The sequence below is a fragment of the Occallatibacter savannae genome (assembly GCF_003131205.1).
GTDB lineage: Bacteria > Acidobacteriota > Terriglobia > Terriglobales > Acidobacteriaceae > Telmatobacter > Telmatobacter savannae.
The window spans coordinates 533,690-556,491 of the sequence record NZ_QFFY01000003.1; the positions used below are offsets into that span (position 1 = coordinate 533,690).

At 57.7% G+C, this 22,802-nt stretch carries 22 protein-coding genes and 1 tRNA gene; 15 read left to right on the top strand and 8 right to left on the bottom strand.

What is annotated here, in order from left to right:
* Positions 1-42: 42 nt before the first annotated feature.
* Both DHV10_RS14025 and DHV10_RS14030 read right to left on the bottom strand, forming a co-directional pair.
* Positions 43-582, bottom strand: coding sequence for an anti-sigma factor family protein (locus DHV10_RS14025; RefSeq protein WP_162601527.1), 540 nt, complete (start codon positions 580-582; stop codon positions 43-45).
* A 57-nt stretch (positions 583-639) separates the two neighbouring features.
* Entirely contained in the window at positions 640-1,566 is a 927-nt protein-coding gene (locus DHV10_RS14030) for an RNA polymerase sigma factor (protein ID WP_239461655.1), read from the bottom strand.
* Between the two features lie 1,169 nt (positions 1,567-2,735).
* Here DHV10_RS14030 and DHV10_RS14035 point away from each other — a divergent pair.
* Entirely contained in the window at positions 2,736-3,500 is a 765-nt protein-coding gene (locus DHV10_RS14035; protein WP_109486983.1) for a hypothetical protein, read from the top strand.
* A 147-nt stretch (positions 3,501-3,647) separates the two neighbouring features.
* On the opposite strand, the gene DHV10_RS14040 is transcribed toward DHV10_RS14035, so the two are convergent.
* Complete coding sequence (locus DHV10_RS14040) at positions 3,648-3,968, bottom strand: hypothetical protein (protein WP_109486984.1); 321 nt, start codon at positions 3,966-3,968, stop codon at positions 3,648-3,650.
* A gap of 375 nt (positions 3,969-4,343) precedes the next feature.
* Between DHV10_RS14040 and DHV10_RS14045 the strand changes: the two genes are divergently transcribed.
* From DHV10_RS14045 to DHV10_RS14075, 6 genes are all read left to right on the top strand, one after another.
* Positions 4,344-4,556, top strand: coding sequence for a hypothetical protein (locus tag DHV10_RS14045; RefSeq protein ID WP_109486985.1), 213 nt, complete (start codon positions 4,344-4,346; stop codon positions 4,554-4,556).
* Entirely contained in the window at positions 4,549-5,082 is a 534-nt protein-coding gene (locus tag DHV10_RS14050; RefSeq protein WP_109486986.1) for a hypothetical protein, read from the top strand. The genes DHV10_RS14045 and DHV10_RS14050 overlap by 8 nt, the downstream gene beginning before the upstream one ends.
* A gap of 126 nt (positions 5,083-5,208) precedes the next feature.
* Positions 5,209-5,574 (top strand): hypothetical protein, encoded by a 366-nt coding sequence (locus tag DHV10_RS14055; RefSeq protein ID WP_109486987.1) that lies wholly within the window; start codon positions 5,209-5,211, stop codon positions 5,572-5,574.
* A gap of 318 nt (positions 5,575-5,892) precedes the next feature.
* A complete protein-coding gene (locus DHV10_RS14060) occupies positions 5,893-7,152 on the top strand; it encodes a phage major capsid protein (RefSeq protein ID WP_275425924.1) in 1,260 nt (419 codons plus the stop codon).
* A gap of 430 nt (positions 7,153-7,582) precedes the next feature.
* Positions 7,583-7,879 carry a hypothetical protein gene (locus DHV10_RS14070; protein ID WP_109486990.1) on the top strand — a complete coding sequence of 99 codons (297 nt, stop codon included), beginning with the start codon at positions 7,583-7,585 and terminating at the stop codon, positions 7,877-7,879.
* The gene (locus DHV10_RS14075) at positions 7,879-8,304 is read left to right on the top strand and encodes a hypothetical protein (RefSeq protein WP_109486991.1); all 426 of its coding nucleotides are present in this window, start codon (positions 7,879-7,881) and stop codon (positions 8,302-8,304) included. The genes DHV10_RS14070 and DHV10_RS14075 overlap by 1 nt, the downstream gene beginning before the upstream one ends.
* 1,488 nt (positions 8,305-9,792) lie before the next feature.
* Here the strand turns inward: DHV10_RS14075 and DHV10_RS27195 are convergent.
* Entirely contained in the window at positions 9,793-9,948 is a 156-nt protein-coding gene (locus tag DHV10_RS27195) for a hypothetical protein (protein WP_162601529.1), read from the bottom strand.
* Positions 9,949-10,191: 243 nt separating this feature from the next.
* Between DHV10_RS27195 and DHV10_RS28285 the strand changes: the two genes are divergently transcribed.
* The 5 genes from DHV10_RS28285 (at position 10,192) to DHV10_RS27200 (ending at position 13,336) form a co-directional block, all read left to right on the top strand.
* Positions 10,192-10,392 (top strand): helix-turn-helix domain-containing protein, encoded by a 201-nt coding sequence (locus DHV10_RS28285; protein ID WP_109486993.1) that lies wholly within the window; start codon positions 10,192-10,194, stop codon positions 10,390-10,392.
* An 8-nt stretch (positions 10,393-10,400) separates the two neighbouring features.
* The gene (locus DHV10_RS14090) at positions 10,401-11,543 is read left to right on the top strand and encodes a tyrosine-type recombinase/integrase (protein WP_162601530.1); all 1,143 of its coding nucleotides are present in this window, start codon (positions 10,401-10,403) and stop codon (positions 11,541-11,543) included.
* A 13-nt stretch (positions 11,544-11,556) separates the two neighbouring features.
* Positions 11,557-11,631, top strand: a tRNA-Val gene (locus tag DHV10_RS14095).
* 233 nt (positions 11,632-11,864) lie between these two features.
* The gene (locus DHV10_RS14100; RefSeq protein WP_109486995.1) at positions 11,865-12,962 is read left to right on the top strand and encodes an NAD(P)-dependent alcohol dehydrogenase; all 1,098 of its coding nucleotides are present in this window, start codon (positions 11,865-11,867) and stop codon (positions 12,960-12,962) included.
* A 194-nt stretch (positions 12,963-13,156) separates the two neighbouring features.
* Positions 13,157-13,336, top strand: coding sequence for a hypothetical protein (locus tag DHV10_RS27200; RefSeq protein ID WP_162601531.1), 180 nt, complete (start codon positions 13,157-13,159; stop codon positions 13,334-13,336).
* Between the two features lie 367 nt (positions 13,337-13,703).
* Here DHV10_RS27200 and DHV10_RS14105 read toward each other — a convergent pair whose 3' ends face one another.
* Positions 13,704-14,396: a hypothetical protein gene (locus tag DHV10_RS14105; RefSeq protein WP_109486996.1), complete on the bottom strand. Its 693-nt coding sequence runs from the start codon at positions 14,394-14,396 to the stop codon at positions 13,704-13,706.
* A gap of 249 nt (positions 14,397-14,645) precedes the next feature.
* On the opposite strand from DHV10_RS14105, the gene DHV10_RS14110 reads away from it, so the two are divergent.
* Positions 14,646-15,662: a Gfo/Idh/MocA family protein gene (locus tag DHV10_RS14110; protein WP_109486997.1), complete on the top strand. Its 1,017-nt coding sequence runs from the start codon at positions 14,646-14,648 to the stop codon at positions 15,660-15,662.
* A 14-nt stretch (positions 15,663-15,676) separates the two neighbouring features.
* Here the strand turns inward: DHV10_RS14110 and DHV10_RS14115 are convergent, their stop codons facing one another.
* Positions 15,677-18,775: a VWA domain-containing protein gene (locus DHV10_RS14115; RefSeq protein WP_109486998.1), complete on the bottom strand. Its 3,099-nt coding sequence runs from the start codon at positions 18,773-18,775 to the stop codon at positions 15,677-15,679.
* Positions 18,776-19,101: 326 nt separating this feature from the next.
* Positions 19,102-19,404 (bottom strand): integration host factor subunit beta, encoded by a 303-nt coding sequence (locus DHV10_RS14120; protein ID WP_109486999.1) that lies wholly within the window; start codon positions 19,402-19,404, stop codon positions 19,102-19,104.
* A gap of 215 nt (positions 19,405-19,619) precedes the next feature.
* Here DHV10_RS14120 and DHV10_RS14125 point away from each other — a divergent pair, with 215 nt between their 5' ends.
* Positions 19,620-20,387 carry a dolichyl-phosphate beta-glucosyltransferase gene (locus DHV10_RS14125; protein WP_109487000.1) on the top strand — a complete coding sequence of 256 codons (768 nt, stop codon included), beginning with the start codon at positions 19,620-19,622 and terminating at the stop codon, positions 20,385-20,387.
* 97 nt (positions 20,388-20,484) lie between these two features.
* Here the strand turns inward: DHV10_RS14125 and DHV10_RS14130 are convergent, their stop codons facing one another.
* Positions 20,485-21,495 (bottom strand): YsnF/AvaK domain-containing protein, encoded by a 1,011-nt coding sequence (locus DHV10_RS14130; RefSeq protein ID WP_162601532.1) that lies wholly within the window; start codon positions 21,493-21,495, stop codon positions 20,485-20,487.
* Positions 21,496-21,978: 483 nt separating this feature from the next.
* Between DHV10_RS14130 and DHV10_RS14135 the strand changes: the two genes are divergently transcribed.
* Entirely contained in the window at positions 21,979-22,779 is an 801-nt protein-coding gene (locus tag DHV10_RS14135) for a hypothetical protein (protein ID WP_162601533.1), read from the top strand.
* Positions 22,780-22,802 lie beyond the last annotated feature (23 nt).

Below are 22,802 nucleotides of genomic sequence, written 5' to 3' on the forward strand. Positions count from 1 at the left end.
CTTCGGCCCCCGCCTCGGTCCTCTTGCCTTTCCTCGCTTCAATTATTGCGCCGTCGGATCGTCCGAGTTTGGATCGTTCGTGATCGCATCATCCGGATTATCCGAGATCGCCTCCAACTGATCCAGCACCTGCTTGTTGCTGTCGAGTGTCTGCAGATCGCGCACCACCGCTGCTTCCGCGCTCGTCTGCTGCACCGGCTGCTCCACATTTGTCACGCCCAGATAAGCCCCGCCACCAATCAACAGCATCACTGTAAGCGCCGTCGCGGCCAGCGGCCCCGCATGCATCTGCGGACCGTACACAAATCTATCGCGCATGCGCGCGAACCAGCCGAGCCGCGGAGCCTCGCGTTCCTCGCGCATCCGCGCATTCAACCGCGTCATGAAGTAAGGGCTCGGCTCCGGAGCGGTCCACGTATCCATCAGGCCCATCGTCGCGCGCAGTTCTTCCAGTTCCTTCCGGCACGACGCACACTCCGCAACATGAGTCTTAACCTTGGCATCCGCAGCCAACTCGTCGAGCAGCATATCGGTCAGCTTCGTCTCATCCATCGCCGCGCATTTGTTCAGCGTTTTCATCATCTCAACCACCCCAAATTCCTCGCCGGTCCTGTCCCGACTTGCCCCACAACCAAGTGCCTAAACGAAATTCTTCAGCTTCTCTCGCAGAGTCTGGTACGCCCTGAATAAGAGCGACTTCGTCGCGCTCTCACTCAGTTTCAACACATCGCCAATCTGCCTGTAGTCCATCCCCTGGTACTTGTGCATCAGCACTGCCATCCGCTGCCTTTCCGGCAACTCCATCACGTGCGCCCGGATCGCAGCCATACGCTCATCGCGCAGCATCGTCTGTTCAATCGTCGGCGTGGCATCCGCCACATCCGGCGTCGTACCCGACTCCTCGTCCGGGGCGTCCAGATATACATTCTGCGCCGAGCGCTCGTGTTTTGTATCCCTCGCGTGATTTACCGCAAGATTCGTCGCGATCCGATACAGCCAAGTGGTAAACTTCGCCTCTGCCCGGTAGCTCTCGCGCGAGCGATATACCCGCAGGAAAACCTCCTGCGCCAACTCCTCGGCAACCGCCTGATTGTGCACCATCCGGAAGAGAAAGCTGATCATCGCACGGTGATACTTGCCGACGAGGTAATTGAACCCCGCTTCATCGCCCGCCGCCACGCGCAGCATCACTGCCGCATCGCTGCTCTCGTCCTCGGCATAGTTCACCCGAGGCACGTCCGGGGTTTGCCCCTTTGCCGGATTCAGCCCCGGCCCCAGTCCCGACTTGTCCAGTACCAGGGTTGCCATATCCTCTTCGACCCCATCATCGGCCGAATGTTGCGCAAACCCTTCATTTTCCGCATCCGAATCGGGATCCTGATCCGTCTCCGCCTCGGGTTCGGCTCCTCCGCCGTACCCTGCTGCGGAGCTCCTGGCCGCGCCTGCCCCGGAGCCCTTCACACCGCGAGACTTAGGGTCGTCCGCCCGCCGCGCGATCGCCAACCCCGCCACACCGACGCCGCCATCTCCCCAGCCCCCAAGAGCCAAGGCCGTGTAACAGGGCACAACTGTCGTCGTGCCAAAAAGCCGCCCGAAAGAGGAACGTGCCTTAGCCCCGTAAAGGACATTCAAGGTGGCGATCAGCCGCCCAAACAGACCTTTCTCCATCTCCCCGGGAGCGGACTCACAAATCTTTCGGATTGACCGTACTCGCCAGCGCATCAGTCACTTGGAGCGTTTCCGCCTCCGCCGCTCCCCACGCACACCTCGGGTTTTGCGGCCCAGCGTCGCTGGTGTTACTCTACCCCATGGGAGGCCCCTCTGGCCTCTCCCACAGGGCGCTTAACTCAGCGGTAGAGTGTCACCTTCACACTCTGCACCAACCACGGAACTAAACGGGTTATCCGGTGATGATGGGAGCGGAAACGCGCATTTGGAGCAGGCGGGTACTGGCTCCGTTCCCAGATTCGTTCCCACAATTGAGTCCGCGCATCAAATCTCCGGTGGAGGATGCCTGAGGGCAAGCATCCCGCCATTCTGTTCCCCGTGCCCGGAGGTCACGCGTCCAGCATGAAGCCAGATATGACCTTTCCGCTACTTACCCTTGCGAGTAGGACGGATTGGCCAAGCCTTCAGACCGTAGTCTTCCGCATACAGCCGGACACCATTTCTGGTGATCCATTTGCGGAAAATACAGCCGGAAGGCCGTTTGTTCGCCATAGTAGTGGGTATCTCCACTTAAGCCAGGCCGTCAACTCCTAGCCGGACCCTCCCGAACAGGAGCTAGCGACCTTTTAGAGTCCGCCCGAAGGCGGGTCTCGGGTCCGTTGCAGCGGACCTTCGACAAAGGCAATGATAAGGCGAACAAAGTTTAAGAGATGTGGAAAGTGTGGAACTATTGGTGCATTTTGGGTAGTTCGAGTGGTTACGTATGGGGTGTTGACACCCGGCGGCGGTCAGGATTTAAATTGGGGTCACCATAGTAGAGGATGTCTTTGCTGAGCGCTCCCCAACCCGGACGCTATTCAGTCTAAGAAGGCTAACCGCTCATCAAAGCCCTTCGGAGAGTCACAGGCTTGCAGGCTTGTGGCTCTCTTCGTTTATGGGAAGGAGGCTGATTGATACTCAAGTTGTTGTCCTCATCGGCCGTTCTTGCGTGCGCTTCTCTTGCATGCGTCTGCCCGTCACACTGTCAATCAGCTCAGCCAACGACGACAGCCCTTTTCAGAACTTTCATGATTCACACGGCAACAGAGAGTGGCACCACCTTCTCGGTTGATATCGATAGTCGTGAATACTGGATCACCGCAAAACACCTATTCACTGGTATCAAGTCTGGCCCGCAAGGAGAATTTAAGCAGAAACAAGTTGTCGCGGCAGTTCTCGCCCAGACAGTGGGATCTGAAGGACAGGATCAACAGTGGGTCACACGTACGTTCTCTGTGCTGGACCCCGGTAAAGATATTGATATTTTGGTTCTCGCCGCTCCAGAGCCGTTACTCCCCGCTGAGCGTTCATTAGATCCGAATACTAAGGGCATCGGCCTAGGTGCGGATTGCGAGTTCTTAGGGTTTCCTTACGGAGAAGGCTGGAAAGCGCATATGGATACAGGAGCTACCATTTGGCTGCCATATGCAAAGCACTGTACAACTTCAGCCATCATCAACGCCGCCGGGGACATTAAGTTCTGGGTATTGGACGGGATCAACAACGAAGGCTTCTCGGGCGGGCCGGTTTTGTTTGGCACTGGCACCGAACAGAAAGTCTTTGCGGTCATATCTGGATTCCATCAGGAGCTGTTGGATGTGCTCCCAAAGCCCGATTCGGGATCGATGCAGCAACCTCCTCCGCCTCCAGCACTCGAAGGTGAGAAGCCGAAGGCGCTGGTGGTAAAAACCAATAGCGGGTTTATCGTCGCATTCGATATAGCTGCGGCTGTCGAAGCTATACAGAAAAATCCAATAGGCCCCAAACGCGAAGCAAAGAAAATTGAGAAATGAGAACCGCTCAACGCACGGCTAGGCGGGATATAACACGCTTATGGCAAACCAACCAGCGGGTGTTTGAGAAGGAGCGGGGCGTCCATCGTCCCGGGACAGCGTGAGCATCCCGGCAATCTCCTGAACGGTGTAGACCGGCGGCCCCGTCTATTGCTCCGCTATGCCAACAACGTTGAGTGATTCCGTGCTCTCCCGGCCCTTCTTGTCCGTCACGCGGAGCTTGACTTGCTTGTCCGTGGCCTTCAAGACTTCGTAGTCCTGGCCAACCTGAAAGTTATATGTGCCCCAAGTGGCGAGTTGCTCAAGCGTGTATTGCTTGCCATCTAGGGTGCCAGTGATGAAGTTCTGATTGAAGGACGTCTTGTATGTCTTCTCCGCTTCAGTGGCCCGCCGCACGCCCGTGATGTGCATCGTTTCAACGTGAGCAACCGCTACCATAAGAAGCGCGAATAGTACGGTCTTCACCATAGCCGCCCCCTCCGTGCTGCCAGATTGTACTCCCGGGAATCCCGCACCGGGAACTGGAGAAGTACGCCCATTGAGGGCTTTGGAGGCCGCCGCTTTGCCTCCCACTCACGCTCTTCCGCCTCCAACTGTGCTTCTGTGACGCGTCTGTATGACATTCAACCGCTCCTTTCGGGCTGCTTGCTGAAGTCCACTGTGCAGGAAACGGCAGTTTCTAACCATCCCTAAAAGGTGTCAAGTCATTTAGCAACATAGAGTTGCGCCACTCAAGGCCGCCATTTAAGGCCGCCGCACCGCCTCAGAAAATATTCTTGTTTAAGACGTTAGTCTCTATCCCGAGATTGTGCTAATCTCGGGATAACGTTAGGACGGTGACTGATGGAGATCAAGCAAATCGCCAACAAGCTGCAAATGTCAGAAGCGGCGGTGGAGATGATATTGAGCCGGGCGCGGAGGAAGATCGTAGCGGCGGGAGAGGCTAAGAACTTCGTGGCGCTAGTCCTTGCAACACAGTTGAAGAGCGGGGAGCAGTCCCGCGTACGCTGTGGAAGTATTGAATGCCGCCCGGAGAAATGGATCTACTATGCTTGAGCAAATGACGAAGCCTGAGAATCTGATGGCGGCAACCTGGACCCAAGCTGCGCTAGTGCGGCGGGCGTTCAATGCCGGACCGAAGCGCAAATCAGACCGCAAGTTTGACGATTTGGAAGAGGCTGTCCTAGCGGCATATTCGTCATTCCTGGATCTTCGCAAAGAGATGCTAGGCGCGGGTCTTTCTAGCAAAGACGTTCGGGCCGCTTTGGTGCTGATGACCGCCATCTACGACGGGCCGCCAATCAATGCCGGGGCGCTATCACTGCTGACGGTTCCAGACACGATCAAAGAGCTTCCCGAACTTCTCCGCACTGTGGAGCGACGGGCTAAGAACGGGGATATGGCTCCGCTCGGTGTTGCGTTTTGGCAGCGGGACCGCGACCCGGCGGCAAAAGCTGAGAAGGCCGTATGGGTTCAGTCGTGGTTGGTAGGAGACCGGGCAACAAGGGCCGTTGTTGGAGCGCGGGAAGCCTTCCGGGACTCAGACGGTAGAGAGACGGACGGCCAATTCGAAGAGAAATAGCAGGACCAAGGTGTTACGAATGGGCGCATTTTCGGCTATCGTGACAATCGACACGCACGAATTCAGTAGGGCGTCCCGCAAGGGGCGCTTTTCTTTGCGCCAAAATTCGCAGCACTGGAGAAGAAGATGAACTATCGTGAGAAGTCCACTCAGTTGGCCCTGGACTCAAGCGTTGCAGTCTACGTCCTTGCTAACGCGGATTGCACAGACGTGGAGCTTCTCCAGTTGAAGCCCCGCACCATGAGCGCACACGAAGCGGAAGCGTTACGGGACCGCTGGCACGGGCGCGGTCTTGATTCCGTTGGCGTGATGGGGCTGGTGGGCACGTCGCCACGTTGCGCACTGAAGGAGCCGCTCGGGCCGGAGCGTGAATCCCTTCTGATGTCCGCCTTCCTGGAATACCTCCACGGCCTTTTCTGCGATTCCTACGCGGAAGAGAAGCAAGACTCACTTCATCGCTGGCATTCATTGCCAGATATGCGTACGCACTAGAAAGCGACACCGCAAAAAGTTTAGGCCGCCCGCGTAAAAAGGCGCGGGCCATCCGTGACGGCTACCGGAGTACCCGGACGTGAGGCACGGTTGTGCACCAATGGCGCAAGCATTGGCCGGGCGGTGCGATTGGGGAGAGCTGTGCCTTCAACCCATCCAGGCATAAGCAATCTGGATGGCCGCAAGAGCCGCACCAATCAGAGGGTGCGCGTGACTTCGGATGCAGGACCGGGTACGCCCGGAATTTCATCCAAAGGATTTTTCAACATGAGTCAGCTACGTGAAAACATGCAGGAATTCAAAGCAATTCGCGGTGAGATGGCGGCCCTGAGAGCTAGGGCAGCGTCCGAGAATCGCGACATGCGCCCAGATGAAAACGCGGCATACAACGCGAAGGCGGGCAGAGCCGTTCTCCTTGAGGAGATCATTGCTGAAGCGGAGGGCAAGCAGCGTGCACCCGGGACGTTGTTCCACGCGGTCAATGGTGACTTTAGCAAGGTGCTCCTTGGCGGCAACGCTGGAGGCGCGGTACCAAGCCGCAATCAGAAGCAGATGTCACATGAGTACGCGGAGTCTTTCCTCGCTTTCATTCGCTCGGGCGGCAAGCACGCGGCCAGCGCATTGGGTGAGGGCTTCGACCCGCTCTTCGGCGGCTTCGCATTGCCCGCACTTCCGGGCGTGTCAGCCGCGTCCTATGAAGGAAGCAACAGCGGCGGAGGCTACGCAGTCTCCGTGCCTACGGATCAGAACATCGTCACGTTGGGTGTGCCGGACATTGGCGTCAGAAGCATTGCCCGCGTCATTCCCACTCAGAACGATGTGAAGATCCCGAGGGGCACGGCATTCCCAACGGCCGCAATCAAGGGTGAGGGTGACGGCACTGGCGTCAACATCTTCACAAGCAGCTCTTCAACGCTGGATCAATTCACGCTCTCAGCCTTCATGATGGGCGTTGCAAATCCCGTCTCTTGGGAGCTGATGCAGGACGTCCAGACCTTCCAGGAATTCGCCATCACGGATCTAATCCGCTCCGTGAACATTCTGGAGGAAGGCTACTTCGTCACGGGCAGCGGAAGCGGCCAGCCTCAGGGCTTGGTTGGCAACGTTGGCACCGGCACCGGAGCGGCAACCGCTGTTGAAAGCACCGGAGCTTACTTGCTCCAGTCCACTTTTGACGTGGTTGGCGCGTTGAAGTCCGTCTACCATCCCACGGCCGGATGGTTGATGAACCGCAAGACCGGGGCGGCCATCAGGAAGGCACAGACTCAGGCCAATCTCTTCGCGCCGATTTGGACGCGTGAGAACGGCCGGGACTTGCTCCACGGATACCCCGTGACGTTCTCCCAGAACGTGCCGGACCTGCCCACCGCGACAACCGCCGGTGTGACGCCAATTCTCTTTGGCTCATTCTCGGACGGCTACGTCGTGGGCGACAGAGGAGGAAGCGGAGTTTTTGTCAAAATCCTGGATCAGCCGAAGGCGCTGGAGGGCTTGACCGTTCTGCTTTGCTACCGCAGGGTAGACGGCCGCGTCCGCCGCTCGGAAGCCATCCAGGCCGTCTCTATCAGTCACTCGTAACAGCATCGGGCGCGTTGACTTCAACCCAGGCCCGATGGGCCTACACACTCACGCGCCACCCTCCAAAGGGGCCTCATTTCGGGTGTGCAGGGAAGGCGGGACCGGCCTCTAGTGCGCCGGTTCAGAAAGTCGCTAGAGCAAGAGGGGCCGTCCGTGCGGGGAGCGTGGGCGGCCATCTCTGAAAAGTTTGTCGGACCCTAGTAAGCGTTCATGAACAGCCGGAATTCATCGGCATGGTTCTCTGAACAGAAGGAGCCAAGGATGTGGACGCGGACGGCTTGCTCCTTCGGGAATTCCGTGCCGCACTCACGGCAAATGCGCGTGGGGCCGAACCAAAAAGGCGCAAACCAAGTGAGCAGCGTCTTCAAGCTGTTCGGTGCGGGAGGCATGAGCTGATATTACCCGCAATATCGACAAGACTGGAGGAAAAATGGAGACGGATGCGCAGACAACATTTGAGGAATACACGAAGGACTTCTCAGAGGCCGATTGGGACTACGCCGAAGCACTCGCATACTTGGCACACGCGCTCTGCCGGGGCTTAAGCGAGGACGACGAATTTGAATTCGTGCGGGCCGGGCTGGACAGGAAGCGGGCGCATCCCATCCCGGACCCTCCTGCTTTTGAGATACTCAACGCCGGACTTATTGCGATAGGCAAGCCGCCAATCACACGCACAACTAAGCGAAGGAAGGCCCGGGGTAAGCTTTCCGGCACGGGTGCGTGATGGCCGATACCTGGACGCTCACGCTTGATGAGCCGGATAGGTACGGACGTGAGCAAGTCCGCACCGTCAACTTGACGATTGACATTCGGGACTTCAAGGACAAGGCAGGATTTGCTTGGTTGGTGTTAGCCGCCAATCCACACTTGAGCGTCCGCGATATTCAAGCGGTGTTGGCTGGCGTTGGTGAGCAGCATGAGCGTCCCGCCGGATGGATCAGCCGCCGGAGATGGCTGTTTCACGGCACTGGCAAGCCCGGGAGGAAGAGCAACGCGGACGGCCTGGATGAGAAGGCCCGGAGGATTATGGATGAGAATCCGAATCTATCAAACCGGCAAATGGTACACGTCCTGCGGGAACATGGCATCCGCCGGAGCAGAGAATCCGTCAGAAAGAACAGAGTGAGTGGCAACAAATGTTCCATGTAAGAGAGAGCTGGTAAATCAGCGTCTCGCTGTCGCTCAACACTGCTTTCCCATCTCTCATAGATAAAAGAGACGGAACGTTAGGGGTATAAAGGGTGCCGCACGGTTGGTTGCGCAGCTATGAGATTGCCTTGACTATCATTGCCGCTGTTGGGTGGGGTCTGATTATTTCGAAGCCGTCCAAGAAACTATGGAGAAGGGTTCGGGATTGGTTTCGGTGACAACAAATGTTCCATGTAAGAGGGAGCTGGTAAATCCAGCGCTCGCTCACGCTCGATCTGTCTTTCCCATCTCAATGGATTGTGAAGACGGAGCATTAATCAAATGCCGCCGAAGTAGTCTCAAAAGCCCATCGGTTTTGCGGATTGCTCGTTGCGAACGACGGATGGCAGAAACCGTTTGGATCAATTGGCAAGCCGTGTGAGCCACTAAGGCGTTTGCCCGTTCCTTGGATCTCTGCGCTAGGAAGCAGGGGCTTTCGTAGGGAGGATTTGCGGAGTCCTGTTCGTCGTACCTCATGACATCAACAGATTTTCACGAGGGCGTTTTTTTTTAAGCTGGGAAAATCCCTAGATGGACCGTGGAGGAGAAGAGCGCAAAGAGCCAAATCCCGCAACGGCTCGGTCACACTGGGCTATGAGTTCTTCGCTCTTGATGATTCTGTCTTGCGTTGAATTGATCCGCTCCCGCTCCACACCTCGGTTTGCGGCAAAATCGGCAAGTCGCTCACGCGAGGAACGAACGAGAGCTGCCGATTTGAGAAGAGCGCGTTCGCTGAAATCAATCACGAAAGGATTGTAAGTCAAATCTCATAGTGTCGCCCGATGCCGCCCGCCGGAGGGGCGGACTAAGCACAAAAAGCCCCCGCACCTGGCTTTCTGCGTCAGGTACGAGGGTAGGAGTATCAAACGCAGGCGCTTGGACGGCGCCCCACATTGTGATTGCCGGAATTATTGCGCGGGCACCTTGATTCGGGCAAGTGCGGCCGATAGCTGCCCGGCGGCACGCCCGCTAGGTGGGTTGCTGTGGCGGTCTCCGGAGGCTGCGAAGTTGAAAAAGAAAAATCCCGGCGAGCTTTGGGATGGGCAAGCCGGGTGAAGAAGGTGTTTAACCTTGATGCGTTCAACTAAAGGTCGCATGGAAACGGGCACGGCGGTGTGATCTGGCACCCAACGCGGCGGGCCAGCACGCCTAAACGCGGATGCAACGGGGCTAGTGCGGGAGCATCTTGGTCGCTTCTGCGAGGAACTCAAGTCTCCAGCCAGCCTCCGGACAGCACGTATGTCTTTGCTCTGGAATGTGAAGGTCCTCCTCATATGAGGCTGAGGCGATAGTGGCAAAGCACCGAAGGCAAATGGATTCAACCATATCGTTTTCACTACTGATGCGGTGTGTGAAAGCAGTTGGGTCCATAGCAGTCTCTTTCTGGGGGGAGATGGAAAGGATAGTAGCACCGGAAGTGTGAGGCCGTAACTAGGTCTTTGCCTAGCGCTATCGGCTCCAGTACGTGCGGGGCCGGAAGGTGTAGGCGGCGGCCATAACGGTGCCCCAAGCGAGCGTCATCAGCCAATTCACCGGCCGTCCGAAGGCTACGTGGGCTTGCATCTGCACCAGAAGCATCGTCCCGGTCCAGATTAGAAGCTGCAAGACCAAGAGCTTCGGTTTGGAGCGGAACAGGCAGTCAGGCGCGCGCATACACATTACTTGAACCACCTTACCGGCAAAAGGTTGCGGAGGCGTTAACGATGGGCAGGGGTGGGGGTAAATGTTGAAAGCAAAGCCTTTGGAGAGCGCCGCAACAGTTTTTTGTACATAGATGAACAATTCTCAAAAATATGATTTTTTGTATATTTAGGCCATTTCCGAGCGTTCGGGAACGAAGGGAGCCGCATGGCATTTGAACCGCTGTTGAGTGACGTTGAGGCCGCCTTGTTCCTGGGCGGCTTGCACCCAAAGACCGTGCAACGGATGGCCCGCCGTGGCCAGCTCCCCGCCTATCGTATCGGCCGATACTGGCGCTTTCGCGCAAGTGAACTGGATGAGTGGCTCCGTGTACAATCGCGGTGCCAGTCAGACCCGCCTGCTCAATGAAAGGAACCATGATGAGCAGACGGTATCAAGACGGCTGTCTGTACCGTGAGAAGCGAAAGGCGGGGCCGGACGTTTGGGTGTTCCGTTATCGTGACGGGCAGCACAACCGCAAACAGCAGTTAGGCACTGTGGACCACTTGCCAACCAAGTCCGAAGCGCTAAGGGCTTGCCAGCAACTCCGCAGCAACATCAACCGGGAAGTCAGATCCACGCGCACGTTTGGGGAGTTGGCGGACCACTACACCGCGCATGAGCTGCCAAAAAAGACCCCGTATTACGGTGAAGTCTGCGAGTGGTATCTCAAAGCATGGATTCGGCCCAAGTGGGAAGGACTTTCCCTTTCCGATGTGAAAGCCGTAGCGGTTGAGTCATGGCTTGGCTCAATCAATCTGGCACCAGGAACCAAGGCGAAGATGCGGAACCTCATGCACGCAATCTATCAACACGCGATGCGTTGGGAGTTTGCGAACAGCAACCCCATCTCCCTAGTCCGTCAGTCCGCCAAGAGGACGCGTGTCCCCGAAGTGCTGACGGTGAGTGAGATTGAGGCTTTGCTGGCACAGCTCGGGGAGCCGTGGCGTACGGCGGTGTACGTTGCGCTCACAACCGGCCTCCGCGTATCTGAATTGCTCGCCTTGAAATGGGAGGACGTAGACTTCGGGGCGGCGGAGATTCGGCTGTCACGCGGAGTCGTACGTCAGCACATCGGGAACATGAAGACGGAAGCCAGCCGGAGGCCCTTGCCGCTAGATGAAGGGCTTGCCGAAGTGCTCATCCGTTGGCGTGGATGCTGCCCGTACAACCAGGACGGAGACTACATCTTCGCAAGTCCAGACAGGAAAGGAACACAGCCGTACTGGCCAACCGCTGGAATGGAGGATCACATCCGGCCCGCCGCACAACGGGCGGGAATCCAGAAGCGGGTAGGCTGGCACATGCTCCGGCATACGTTCGGCACGCTCATCAAGAGCCAAGGCGCGGACGTGGCCACTACACAGGCGCTATTGCGTCACGCAAACGTCAGTATCACGATGGACCGTTACGTCCAGGCGGTGACACCGGCCAAGCGGGAAGCCCAATCGCGCATTGTGAAAGTGCTTCCGTTCCCCAAGTGTTCCCACGCGGCTGACGGACGTGGCTGCAACTGCTAGAATGTAAACAATTGGGCGCTTAACTCAGCGGTAGAGTGTCACCTTCACACGGTGGAAGTCGTAGGTTCGAATCCTACAGCGCCCACCAAACTTCGTCCAAGAAGACGAAGTTTGTCGTCTCGAAGCCTGCCGAAGCCGGACCGCACATCCTCCAGTTCAGTCATCAACCTCATAGTGTCACTCCGAATCCGGCTGCCCCAAACCTAGCTTTCGAGGCGCGAGACCGTCCCATTCTCCCGTCCAACCAAATCCCACGATCCTCCCCGCATCCAAGCCGAAGCTCGCACACCGCGGGACTTCCCCCAAGGAATAAACGGATTCATGATCAAAGCCGTCGGCTATGCAGCCAACCACTCTTTCAGCAGTCTCAAACCCCACCCCTTTGAACGCGAAGATCCCAAGCCCAACGAAGTCGAAATCGAAGTCCGCTTCTGCGGCGTCTGCCATTCCGACATTCACCAGGTAAAAAACGAGTGGGGCAACACCGTCTATCCCTGCATGCCTGGGCACGAGATCGTCGGTCGCGTCAGGTCCATCGGGTCGGACGTCACCCGACACAAGGTCGGCGACATCGTCGGCGTCGGCTGCATGATCGACAGCTGCCACCAGTGCGAGCCCTGCACCTCCGGCGAAGAGAACTACTGCGAAGGCCCCAACAGCTGGCTCGCCACCTACAACGGGCCCATGATCCCTGCCAAAAAATCTCCCGATGGCCGGAACCACTACGGCCGCGACAACACATTCGGCGGCTACTCCAATGTCGTAGTCGTTCCTGAAGACTTCGTCCTCAAGATCCCTTCTTCGCTCCCTGAGGAGAAAGCCGCGCCTATTCTCTGCGCCGGCGTGACCACCTTTTCCCCGCTCCGCCACTGGGGAGTGAAGGCCGGAAGCAAAGTCGGCATCCTCGGTTTCGGCGGCCTCGGCGATATGGCCGCCAAGCTAGCCAAGGCCATGGGCGCCGAAGTCGTCCTCTTCACCACCACCGAAGAAAAAGTGCAGGAAGCCGCGCGCCTCGACGTTCAAGCCGTCTTCGCCTACGACGAGAGAGGGCTCGAGCAGCACAAATCGAGCTTCGACTTCATCCTCAGCACCATCCCTGAGAAGAGTGACCTCAGCCCCTTCATCCCCCTGCTTAAGCGCAACGCCCCCATGATCATTGTCGGTGCGCTTGAAAAGCTCGAACCCTTCAACAATATGGAACTCGCCTCCCGACGCAACACCGTCGGCGGATCGCTCATCGGCAGCATCCGCGAAACGCAGGAGGTCCTCGACTTCTGCGCCGAGCACAACATCACGCCCGACATCGAACTCATTCCGATACAGGACATCAACGATGCCTACAAAAAAGTCGAAGACGGCGAAGTCCGCTTCCGCTACGTCATCGACATGAAATCCCTCGACAGTGAGTTCATCAAATAGCTCTGCGCGTGGACTCGCCAGCCATTCGGGTGTCCCATGTCCACCCGCAGACGGGGATGTGGGATACGCACCCCCGCTCATTTAGCAGCCCCACGGCTGAGCGAGTGGGTCGCTGCAAACGAGCGGACCCTGAGCCCGAACCCTAAGAAGCTAAACTACTCCTGACTTCCAATCTCCTGCGGAGACCACAAACCTTGAAGAGCATAAAACTGTTTATGCCCAACGGCGAGGAAAAGGACTACCCCATCGTCCTCACACATAACACCGAAAACGGGCTGCTGGCCTTCCGGTACGAACAGGTCCCCGGCGACCGAACCACCATCAAGAAGGTCATCACCAACCTTCCTTTCCTGATGGACGACGACACCGTGTAGGGATCACGGGGCCAGCCTCTCCACTACGAGTGCCCTATTTCCGTCGCTCGACCTTGCAGTCTATTTCTCGCAAATGTGCATACTGAAATTGGGGACTGACTCGCCGGGATGGGTCTTGAACCCCCCTGATGCAAGATCGTGAGAACTCGATTCGCCGGGGCGGCAGACAGAAACTGGCGATTGACTCTTTGGTTGCGCGACCTTACATGCTAAGAAGCGTGGATTTACTTGGCACGTCACTTTGCCGTAAATCTACTCAAAGAATCAGCCCACGAGGGGGTGAATCACCGGTCTCGCACCGCGAGACTAGGCACCACCGCCATTCCGCCGCAAACGCCTGATTTACAGATTCAAACCCGGACTGCGCTCATCGCACATGCGGGACATCGTCGTTCAGGGAGAACACCTCTTTGGGATCGGGCTCGTAAGGAAAAACGTGGATCATCCAGGTGAACATGGTGGGCATGAACGTGCCATGCTCCGCGTCGCATGCCGCCTTGGTATGGATTGAGCCGAACATGCCGAACTTCGGATGAGCTCCGTGATATTCCGCCGTCTTGTCGGCGGGAGCGCCGCAGAAATTGATGTGCTTGTGCCAGTGCGCAATGCTCAGCGGAATGCGCTCGTTCAGTTCATTTTCGGTCGCGTTCGGCGCGGCCGTGAACATCACGCCTTCGAGCTTGAACCTCTCCGTAGGAGTGTCGATGTAAAGGAGCGATGTGGGCTTAGTCGGGTCGAACCTGGTGTCAGCTTCGCGTGCGTAAGCCTCATTGTTGAAGTGGTACTGCGGCTGCTTCACCTTGGGATTCGCCTGCACATAACCATCCGCGATTGCCTTACGGTAGTCCTTGTACTTCTCGATCGTTGCCTTCACCGCCTCGACGACGGCTTTTGCCTTCCCCTCGTCACCCGGCTGCTTCGCCCGCAGGGGCGTGACATACATATGGCAGGCCATCGCCTCCATGCTTGGCCCCATAGCGCTCATCGGCACGCCGTTCATGTCGGCCATGCAGCTCATGTCCATCTCGTGCTTCTTGTCGCTCTCCACTGCGGAGCCCATCGGCGCTTTCGCGATAGCGGTAAGAGCAAGAGAAGCGACTGCGATTGGAATTAGTGGAAGGAGGGAGAAAGATGTCCGCACAGGGAAGCTCATGAAGAACTCGATTCTAATCGGGTGATAATCTGTGCCTCACAAGCATGTTGCTCTTCGGGCCAACCGCACATCAAAACGGAACTCGCAGCCCTCGAGCCGGAACGGCTGAAAGCCGACGGCTGCTAGCTCAAGGCTCTACGGGCTAGAATTCTCAGCATGTCTGAGAAGCTTCGCTGGGGAGTTCTAAGCACCGCCAACATTGGCCTTAAGAAAGTGCTGCCCGCCATGCAGCAAGGCCGTTTCACTACAGTCACGGCGATCGCCTCGCGCGATCTGAAGAAGGCGAAAGAGGCTGCGACCGCGCTCAACATCCCCAAGGCTTACGGCTCATACGAAGAACTCCTCGCCGATCCCGAAGTCGACGCAATCTACAATCCGCTGCCCAATCAGTTCCACGTTCCCTGGACCGCGAAGGCAGCGGAAGCCGGCAAACACGTACTCTGCGAAAAGCCGATCAGCCTTACCGTCGCCGAAGCCAAAACGCTGCTCGAAGTCCGCAAACGGACGGGCGTAAAAATCGGCGAAGCCTTCATGATTCGCAGCTTTACGCAATGGCTTCACGTTCAGGAACTCTTGCGCTCCGGACGCATCGGCCAGCTCCGCTCCGTCGCCGGATTCTTCAGCTACTACAACGACGATCCAAAGAACATTCGCAACCAGGTCGAGTGCGGCGGCGGCGCCCTGCTCGACATTGGCTGCTACTGCATCCAGGCAGCGCGCTACGGCTTTGGCCGGGAACCGAAACGCGTCATCGGCCTTGTCGACCGCGACCCAGCCTTCAAAACCGATCGCCTCACTTCGGCCCTGCTCGACTTCGGCAGCGGCCAGGCGATCTTCACCTGCAGTACGCAGCTCGTGCCCTACCAGCGCGTGCAGTTCTTCGGCACCAAAGGCCGGGTTGAAATCGAGATTCCATTCAACGCGCCCAAAGACCGCCCGACGCGCATCTTTGTCGACGAGACCGGTGAACTCTTTGGCAGTGGCATCAAGACCGAAGTCTTCCCTACTGCCGATCAGTACACAATGCAGGGAGATGCTTTCGCACGCGCAGTCCTTGACGACACCGAAGTGCCTGTCCCACTGGAAGAAGCAATCGCGAATATGGCCGTGATTGAAGCCATCTTCCGCTCGGCAGAGACGAACAGGTGGGAGAAGCCTGACCCGCAAGCCTGAAATCCTGCACCGCTTCAACGGTGCTTGGCGAATGCCGAAGCGGGCACCGTCAACGTTCCAATGCGGCCCGTGTTCTCGTCAACGACAACCACGCGAAGGGCGCCGGTACCCGGCAGAGATTTGACGGGCTGATCGAGACTAATTCCTTCCTTGAGGACGCGCTCATAGGTGGCAGGCTGAAGACGAAGACCAAGGGTCTTGCCCTCCAGCTTTGCGTGGAACATGGCGTCGTCACGCTGCACAAGGAAGATGTCGAGCTTGTCCATCCAGAATCCCGCCTGCTGTGAGAGAGAAAGATCGGTGGCTGCAATGTTGAGGTTGAGCGATGCGGTATTACCGTCGCTCAAGGGTGTTGCGGTGAGGGCGATCTCGCTCTGGTCCGCGGGACGCCAGATCGCGTTCTGGAAGCGCTCTTTAAGCGTTGCCGGTTCCTTCTCGTACAGGTAGCCGGTGCGATAGCGCAGTGTCACATCTCGCCGGCTGACGGGCTTGACAGTGAGGTGATGGTAAGCTCCATCGGCGGGTGTGTCAGGAGTGAAGCCAAGCGTGTAAGCTGCTCGGCCATCATTCACGATCGAGTCAAGCTCTGCCGCGATGTCGCTCGCCCGCCGAAGAGCGCGCCCTCCGGTTGCCTCGGCCAGTTCGCGGAATGTGCCCTGGATTGGATGTGCGTCCTGCTGCATCTGCGCTGTCAGGCGACCGGGATTGATGTCTCTTTGTGCCTGCTTCATTGCCTGCAAATCTTCCCGATTGGCTGTGCTTCCCGGCGTCAACGTGGACGAAGAAGGTGAAATCTCCTGCGCTGCCGTCGCGGTAGGGTTCACCTGCACGTTGGCGTGCTGAAGATCGGCTCCGACTACGCCTCCCGTCAGCTGTGAGCTATCGAGCGGGTAGATGCTCACCTGGGCTTCGTTGAGTGCCTCGCGGGCGTGCAGTGAGAGCGGTTCGAGATACTTGTCTCCTTTCTCGTCCTGAGGCGCCTTTTCGCTGAAGTCGGCAAGCACATTGTCGCTGGCGACCCAGATCAGGTTTTTGTGCCCTCTGAACGCGGCAACGTGGCGCGCAACCCAGATGAGGTATTGCAACGCGTTCTGCTCCGGTGTGTCGCCCAGAGCCCGTCTTTGCATGTCTGGGGCGGACGTGACGTCATCGGAGCCTGTCGGTGTTTTGCCGTTGACTGCCAGCATGTCGTGGCTATCGCGCACGTATTCCATGCTCTGGCGATTCCGCATCTCCTCATTCGCAGCCTGCGCGAGATCCTGCGCGCTGGGCATCCAGTTGCGAAGGGTGAGGGCAAGCTGGTCGTGATCCGTCGTTGGTTCGCGAAGCACCTCGAAGCCATACTTCCTCAGCACGTACAAGGCTACGGGCTCATCGGCTGGCACCGTCTTGAGAAAGCGGAGCATTTCGTTGCGGGCATGCGTTAGGTCGGCAAAAGCCACATGGCTCGCGTCGATCAGGAACATCGTGGTGTTGGTGCTGACGTGCCCAGGTGCTGTCGATGTCTCAATCGCTCGATTCGTGAACGCCGGCTCTGCAACTCCAGCCGTAGCCCGATTCGGAACGGGTTGAGAATCAGCCTGCGGCGGACCCTGCGATAAAGAGCTCACACTCTGTTTGCGGCCGTTGTCGTAGATCTCGAAATCGGACGGCTTCAGGTCAGTGATTGGACGGCCCTTCTTATCGAAAGCCACCATCGTCACCTCGACGAGCCGGGTCGTTGTGCGCAGCCGATAGCCTGTGCCGTTCGCGCCGGGACCGGAGTTGGAAGGAATGTCTGGAAGAGACGTGGCTTCAGCGGTCGCGATCTCGGGCGTCGCCGGCGCTTCGAGTTTTGACGCGGGTGCAGCAGGTATGGCAGCTGCAGCAGCACGCTCCGGAGCCGCTTCGGGGACGGGTGCGGGTAGAGGGCCCGGAGATGGGGAGGGTTCGGCAGCTGCGGGCGGGACCGGCTTCCCGACTGCGCTCGCCACAGAAGGAGTATTCGCATTCGCCTGTTGTACGAGGTCCGCCTCTTCAGGCGTAAGCACGCGCATGTCCGACCGGAACATGTGGTAGTTGGTGAATGCAACTTCGTTGAGCGATGTCTTGAGTGGCTGGAGTTGATTTGCCAGCGCGTACTTGTAGACGGGGTCGACCTGCACGATCTCAGCTGTCGTCGTGGATAGACTGCGAGTGGGGCAGGTATAAGTTTTCCCGCCGATCTCGACCGGACCGTAGTCGACAAGGATCGCGGCTTTGGCCACCGGATCTGACCCTTTGAGCTCTGCTTCGAGAATCAGACGCACAATGGTGCCGGTAGTGGGATCAACCGTCATGGAACCGTGGTAGGGAACTATTCGCTGAAACGGGCGGACGTTGGCTGCAATACTCGCCGCCTGGCTGGCAACGCAACAGTAGTTAATCTCGTAGTGCGACTTGTCTTGAGGCACGTGATATTCAAAGACCGCAACCGGCCCTGCAGACCCTCGCTCCCAATGACTCCACGCGAGCTGACTTCTGGCGGCGTCCACAAGAACAGTGCCGAGAATGGGCCCGAAAACTCCCCATGTGGTGAGCCCTTCCTTCATGGTCTTCGGCTTGTCGCCGCGATCGATCACCTCGCGGCCGTTCTGATAGAAGACGGATGCTTCAGAACGTAAGACGAAGTGCAGAGGCTGATAAGGCCCGCGATGAAGCAGGGGCGTGTCTTCAAAATGATCGGTGCTGCGGGTTGCAAAGAAGTTCGGCAACTGCGGAATCGTCTTTTCGACGTACGTAGCGACGAGGCCCATGATGCGGCGTTGTTCGGGAATCGCGGGCGCCGGCTCAGAGGGAAGCTCAGAGGCGACAGGGCGGAGAAATTGCGATCGATCAGCAATCGCGCGAAGTGCCTGCCGGGACTTTTCTCCAGGCAGGACCTGCGTGAGAGCTGGAAGACTCTGCGCGCTCAGGCGCTCAGTGAGTTGCAGATCGGAGAGGCGCTGGAAACCCTCGGAATCGGGACTGTTTCTGAGTCCCGCAACAGTCTGCTCAAGTTGCTCAACTGAAATGCGTTTTTCCGCGATGGCCGTGGATACCAGACCGGCGATCAGGAGGGCGATCGAGAGGGTGAGTCGAAAGCAACTTGTCATCAGCAACTCCGGCTTACTTCGCGGTCTTTGTGCGAGTCGTGGGTTGCGGCTCTAATGGTGCTCACCGTCCATTTGACGGATCAAGGACGCACATAGTTCCTTCTGCGACAGATTACGCTCGGCTATCGATGATCGCCGTCACAGCAGGATGGATGTAAGGGGACAAACCGTATCGGGGAGTTAGTCCAGCGCGTGCACCCAAACAGAAGTTTGGGCGTGCGCAATCGTGACAGGCAAGAAAGTGGAGGGACGGCAGTGCTGGCCGTTTGAAATGCCGCTGCTGCTCGCGCGAGGAAGGCCGGAGCGCAGCGGCGCTCTCGACTAGATTAGCCCTGAGCTTCCTGACCGGCTTCACCGGGGTTGACCAGATCGCGAAGCTCTTTAGAAGGCTTGAAGTACGGAACGCGCTTGGCCGGGACCTCAACCCGTTCACCGGTTTTCGGATTTCTGCCAATGCGGGGATTGCGCTGGCGGATGCGGAAAGAACCGAAACCTCGGATTTCAATTTTGTCGCCGCTTTGCAGGGCGGAGATCACCGAATCGAAAACCGTCTCCACGATTACTTCGCCGTCGCGCCGTGTGAGGTCTCCCAGCCGGGTGACCTTTTCCACCAGATCTGCCTTCGTCATGTCCTCTGGCCTCCGCACAACAGGATAAACGCATTTGGTACATGAGGTTAAGAAAAAACCTGGATCAATGCCGAATCGGCCCGGGGAGATAACCGGGCGGATACTCGGTGAAGGGTGCAAGTACACTTTGGCCCCGTCCCGGGGAAAGTGAGGCATTATATGATGACTGAGTCTTCACTTGACTTAAGGTCATCAAGCTGGAAGTGGATAGTCCCGTGCAGTTTCCCAAGTACAGCATCATCATCCCGGCATACAACGAGAGCGCGCGCATTCCCGCGACGCTGGAGGCGGTCGTTGCCTGCATACGGGACAAGGGCTGGCCAGCCGAAGTCGTCGTCGTGAACGACGGTTCGACAGACTCTACAGCACAGTTGGTAAAGGACTTCGCGCTCCGCGCACCGGAGGTTCGGTTGCTTGAGAATCCCGGAAACCGAGGCAAGGGTTTCAGCGTTCGGGCTGGGATCCTCCAAGCGCAGGGGGAGATCGTGATGTTTACCGACTCGGACCTGTCAGCGCCTATCGAGGAGGCGGAGCTCCTTTTCTCGGCAATCGCCAATGGAGCAGACATCGCTATCGGTTCGCGTTGGCTGGAGAGCGGACGGCAAACGCACCGGCAACCGCTGTACAGGCAGTTTTTTGGGCGCTGCTTCAACATGGTCTGCCGAATGGTGATGAACCTTCCTTTTGCCGACACCCAATGCGGGTTCAAGGCGTTTACGCGGGGTGCGGCACAGACGGTATTTCAACTGCAAACGATCGAGCGCTGGGGATTCGATCCCGAGATCCTGTTCATTGCGCTCAAGCGCGGCTTCCGCATCGTCGAGGTGCCGGTGAGCTGGGCGCACGACGAACGCACACGCATGAGCTACCTCAAAGACGGCCTGCAAATGCTCAAAGAGTTGGCAATCGTTCGTTGGAACGCGCTGACCGGGCGATATAGCAAGCGCATTGAGGCGATTCTACGGACAGGGGAAAGCAGATAACCAGACTGAGCTTAGAAGAGTTGGAGAGCTTGCGAGGTCTTTGCCCTCGCGAGCTCTCCAACTGAATCCACAATCACTCTAGGCAGCCCGGCAGGTTTTACGCTGAGCGCTTGCGCTGAGTTGAATCGTCCACCACGAGTTCCTCGTGCCGGACTTCCCCTGTGAGATCGCGAACTTCTTCGACCGGCTTCTTCGAAACGTTTACCTCTTCCCGCACGACTGTGGATTTATCGAGCGTGGCACGTTCTTCGCTCAGGGGAACGCGGATCTCTTCTTCGCCCAGTGTACCGGTTGCTGGGCGCCCGTCGGTTACAGGTCGACGCTCGACGACGAGTTCTTCGCGCTGAACTGGAACCTGTATGTTCTGGTTTTCCGTCACTACCTCTTTACGGATCCGAACCTCTCCGCGGTTTACGCGGTCCTTGTGGACGCGGAGTACTTCACCGAGGAGTTGGACGTTGCTGGCTCTATCCCTCACGTCTGTGTTCCGGTTCGTATCGATCGAATCTGTGCTTGCCGTTGCAGAACGCCGATCGGAACGATCGCGACCGTCGTACTGGTAAGCACCGGCTTCTGATGAATAGTCGTAGCTGCCCGCATTTTCGCCAAAATCAGCGTTGTACTTGTTCAGGATGGATTCGGCCTCGGCTTTGCGATCGCCCGCCTGAACTGTAACTACAGCGCCATGCGTGCCGCGACTGAAACGGTGTGAGAAGTAGCGCGCCCGCTCCGTCGGGATGTTCATCGCAGTGAAAGAGCCGTGCAGGTCCGAGGTGTCGTCGTAACCCTCGTCGTACCGCTCCGCAGGTGGTACGACCTCTTGCTGAGCCGGATCGCGCTGAAGGCGTTCGTCTGCATACGGCTCTGCCTCCTCACCGCTAAACCATGACTTGATCTTGTCCCAAGTTGAAGGACCGTTTTCCGTTGTCTCGTGGACGGTTGAATTGCCAACCGTACTATCGCTCCCAGTGTAGGAACCCCTATGTGCAATTCCCAGATGCGCTGAGGTGAAGCCGGCGTCCTGGAGTGCATCCACTGCTTTACGCGCGTCGCTTGAGTCATCGAAATATGCGGCGATCGTATCTGTATAGACCTGTGTCTGAGCCATAAACATCTCCGTGGTTGAATACGTAAGAACGTAGAGATCTCTTGGGCGTCTTTCCACATAACGCCCTGCAGCTGATTGCGAATTTCGCGGGTTTTGCGTCGTTCTGCAGTCTTAGGATGCAGACCCATTGAGATGGTTTTCCGCGCCACGGAATCGAAGTATGAAAGACCAGGTTGCTCGAAGGTGCTTCAACTTTGCCGTCTAGTTGCTGCTCTCTGGATGTGGACTGAAGCGTATGTCAAGGCAACTCACGCCGAGGTGTGATCTAGTTCACAGATTGCTTGCGGGCGAGGGCGAATGCTTACAGTGATGCCTGATTCGCGCCGAAAATTCCTGCAAACAGGCGCCGCGGTAGCGGCGGGTCTGATTGGAACGCAGCTGGTTCGCTCAGAAGCATCCCGTCAGCAAAGTGAGACCAACAATCCTGGTGCTCAGGCCAGTTCACTCCAGCAAGGACCTGCCGCACCCGTGCAGGTACCCCGAATGAAGTTCGGAAGCGTGGAGATCAGTCGCCTCGTGCTAGGCGTGAATCCGATGTACGGATTCGCTCATTTCAACGAGAACTACTCGCGAACAATGGCCGAGTGGTACACGCAGGAACGTGTCTGCGAAGTGCTCCATCATGCCAATAGCTTCGGGATAAACGCGTTCAACTACGTGACATGGAAGCGATCGCGTGAGGATCTGACGCGCTTCATAGGCGAGGGCGGGCAAATGCATCTGATTGCGCAAGTCACCGCGAGAGACGATGTCGCCGAGCTGATTCGAGATCTGAAGCCTTTAGCAGTGCACCGCCAGGGCGAGGTGGTGGATGTCGCCTTCCGCGAAGGCAAGATGAATGCAGTGCGGGAGTGGTGCAAGCGCGTACGCGACCTGGGAGTGATGGTCGGAGTGGGAACGCACAAGCCGGAGGTCATTGCGCTGGTCGAAGAACAGGGCTGGGACGTGGATTTCTACGCAGGGTGTGTCTACAACCGAACCCGAACAGTGGACGAATGGAAGAAAGTCCTCGGCGGTGAAGACTTGGAGATGCCGCGAGAGATCTACCTACGGAGCGATCCCGCGCGGATGTACGCGGTCATGCGACAGACCAGCAAACCTTGTTTCGCGTTCAAAATTCTTGCGGCTGGGCGATTGGAGAATCGGGGAGTGGAGTACGCTTTCCGGACAGCTTTCCAGAGCATCAAATCGAGCGATGGGGTGTTCGTGGGGATGTTTCCGCGTTTCAAAGACGAAGTAAAAGAGAACGCAGAAATCGTACAACGCATTCTCAAGCAGGGTTAATGTGTTCGATTCCCCTTCGAGAC

Bases quoted from the DNA above. Each gene is read 5' to 3' on its own strand.
- DHV10_RS14050 (WP_109486986.1), top strand. From the start codon at position 4,549: ATGCTTGAGCAAATGACGAAGCCTGAGAATCTGATGGCGGCAACCTGG.
- DHV10_RS14040 (WP_109486984.1), bottom strand. From the start codon at position 3,968: ATGGTGAAGACCGTACTATTCGCGCTTCTTATGGTAGCGGTTGCTCAC.
- DHV10_RS14075 (WP_109486991.1), top strand. From the start codon at position 7,879: ATGGCCGATACCTGGACGCTCACGCTTGATGAGCCGGATAGGTACGGA.
- DHV10_RS14045 (WP_109486985.1), top strand. From the start codon at position 4,344: ATGGAGATCAAGCAAATCGCCAACAAGCTGCAAATGTCAGAAGCGGCG.
- DHV10_RS14115 (WP_109486998.1), bottom strand. From the start codon at position 18,775: ATGACAAGTTGCTTTCGACTCACCCTCTCGATCGCCCTCCTGATCGCC.
- DHV10_RS14130 (WP_162601532.1), bottom strand. From the start codon at position 21,495: ATGGCTCAGACACAGGTCTATACAGATACGATCGCCGCATATTTCGAT.
- DHV10_RS28285 (WP_109486993.1), top strand. From the start codon at position 10,192: ATGGCATTTGAACCGCTGTTGAGTGACGTTGAGGCCGCCTTGTTCCTG.
- DHV10_RS14120 (WP_109486999.1), bottom strand. From the start codon at position 19,404: ATGACGAAGGCAGATCTGGTGGAAAAGGTCACCCGGCTGGGAGACCTC.
- DHV10_RS14110 (WP_109486997.1), top strand. From the start codon at position 14,646: ATGTCTGAGAAGCTTCGCTGGGGAGTTCTAAGCACCGCCAACATTGGC.
- DHV10_RS14105 (WP_109486996.1), bottom strand. From the start codon at position 14,396: ATGGGCTCCGCAGTGGAGAGCGACAAGAAGCACGAGATGGACATGAGC.
- DHV10_RS14035 (WP_109486983.1), top strand. From the start codon at position 2,736: ATGATTCACACGGCAACAGAGAGTGGCACCACCTTCTCGGTTGATATC.
- DHV10_RS14100 (WP_109486995.1), top strand. From the start codon at position 11,865: ATGATCAAAGCCGTCGGCTATGCAGCCAACCACTCTTTCAGCAGTCTC.
- DHV10_RS14135 (WP_162601533.1), top strand. From the start codon at position 21,979: ATGAAGTTCGGAAGCGTGGAGATCAGTCGCCTCGTGCTAGGCGTGAAT.
- DHV10_RS14060 (WP_275425924.1), top strand. From the start codon at position 5,893: ATGGCGGCCCTGAGAGCTAGGGCAGCGTCCGAGAATCGCGACATGCGC.
- DHV10_RS14025 (WP_162601527.1), bottom strand. From the start codon at position 582: ATGATGAAAACGCTGAACAAATGCGCGGCGATGGATGAGACGAAGCTG.
- DHV10_RS14055 (WP_109486987.1), top strand. From the start codon at position 5,209: ATGAACTATCGTGAGAAGTCCACTCAGTTGGCCCTGGACTCAAGCGTT.
- DHV10_RS14090 (WP_162601530.1), top strand. From the start codon at position 10,401: ATGATGAGCAGACGGTATCAAGACGGCTGTCTGTACCGTGAGAAGCGA.
- DHV10_RS14070 (WP_109486990.1), top strand. From the start codon at position 7,583: ATGGAGACGGATGCGCAGACAACATTTGAGGAATACACGAAGGACTTC.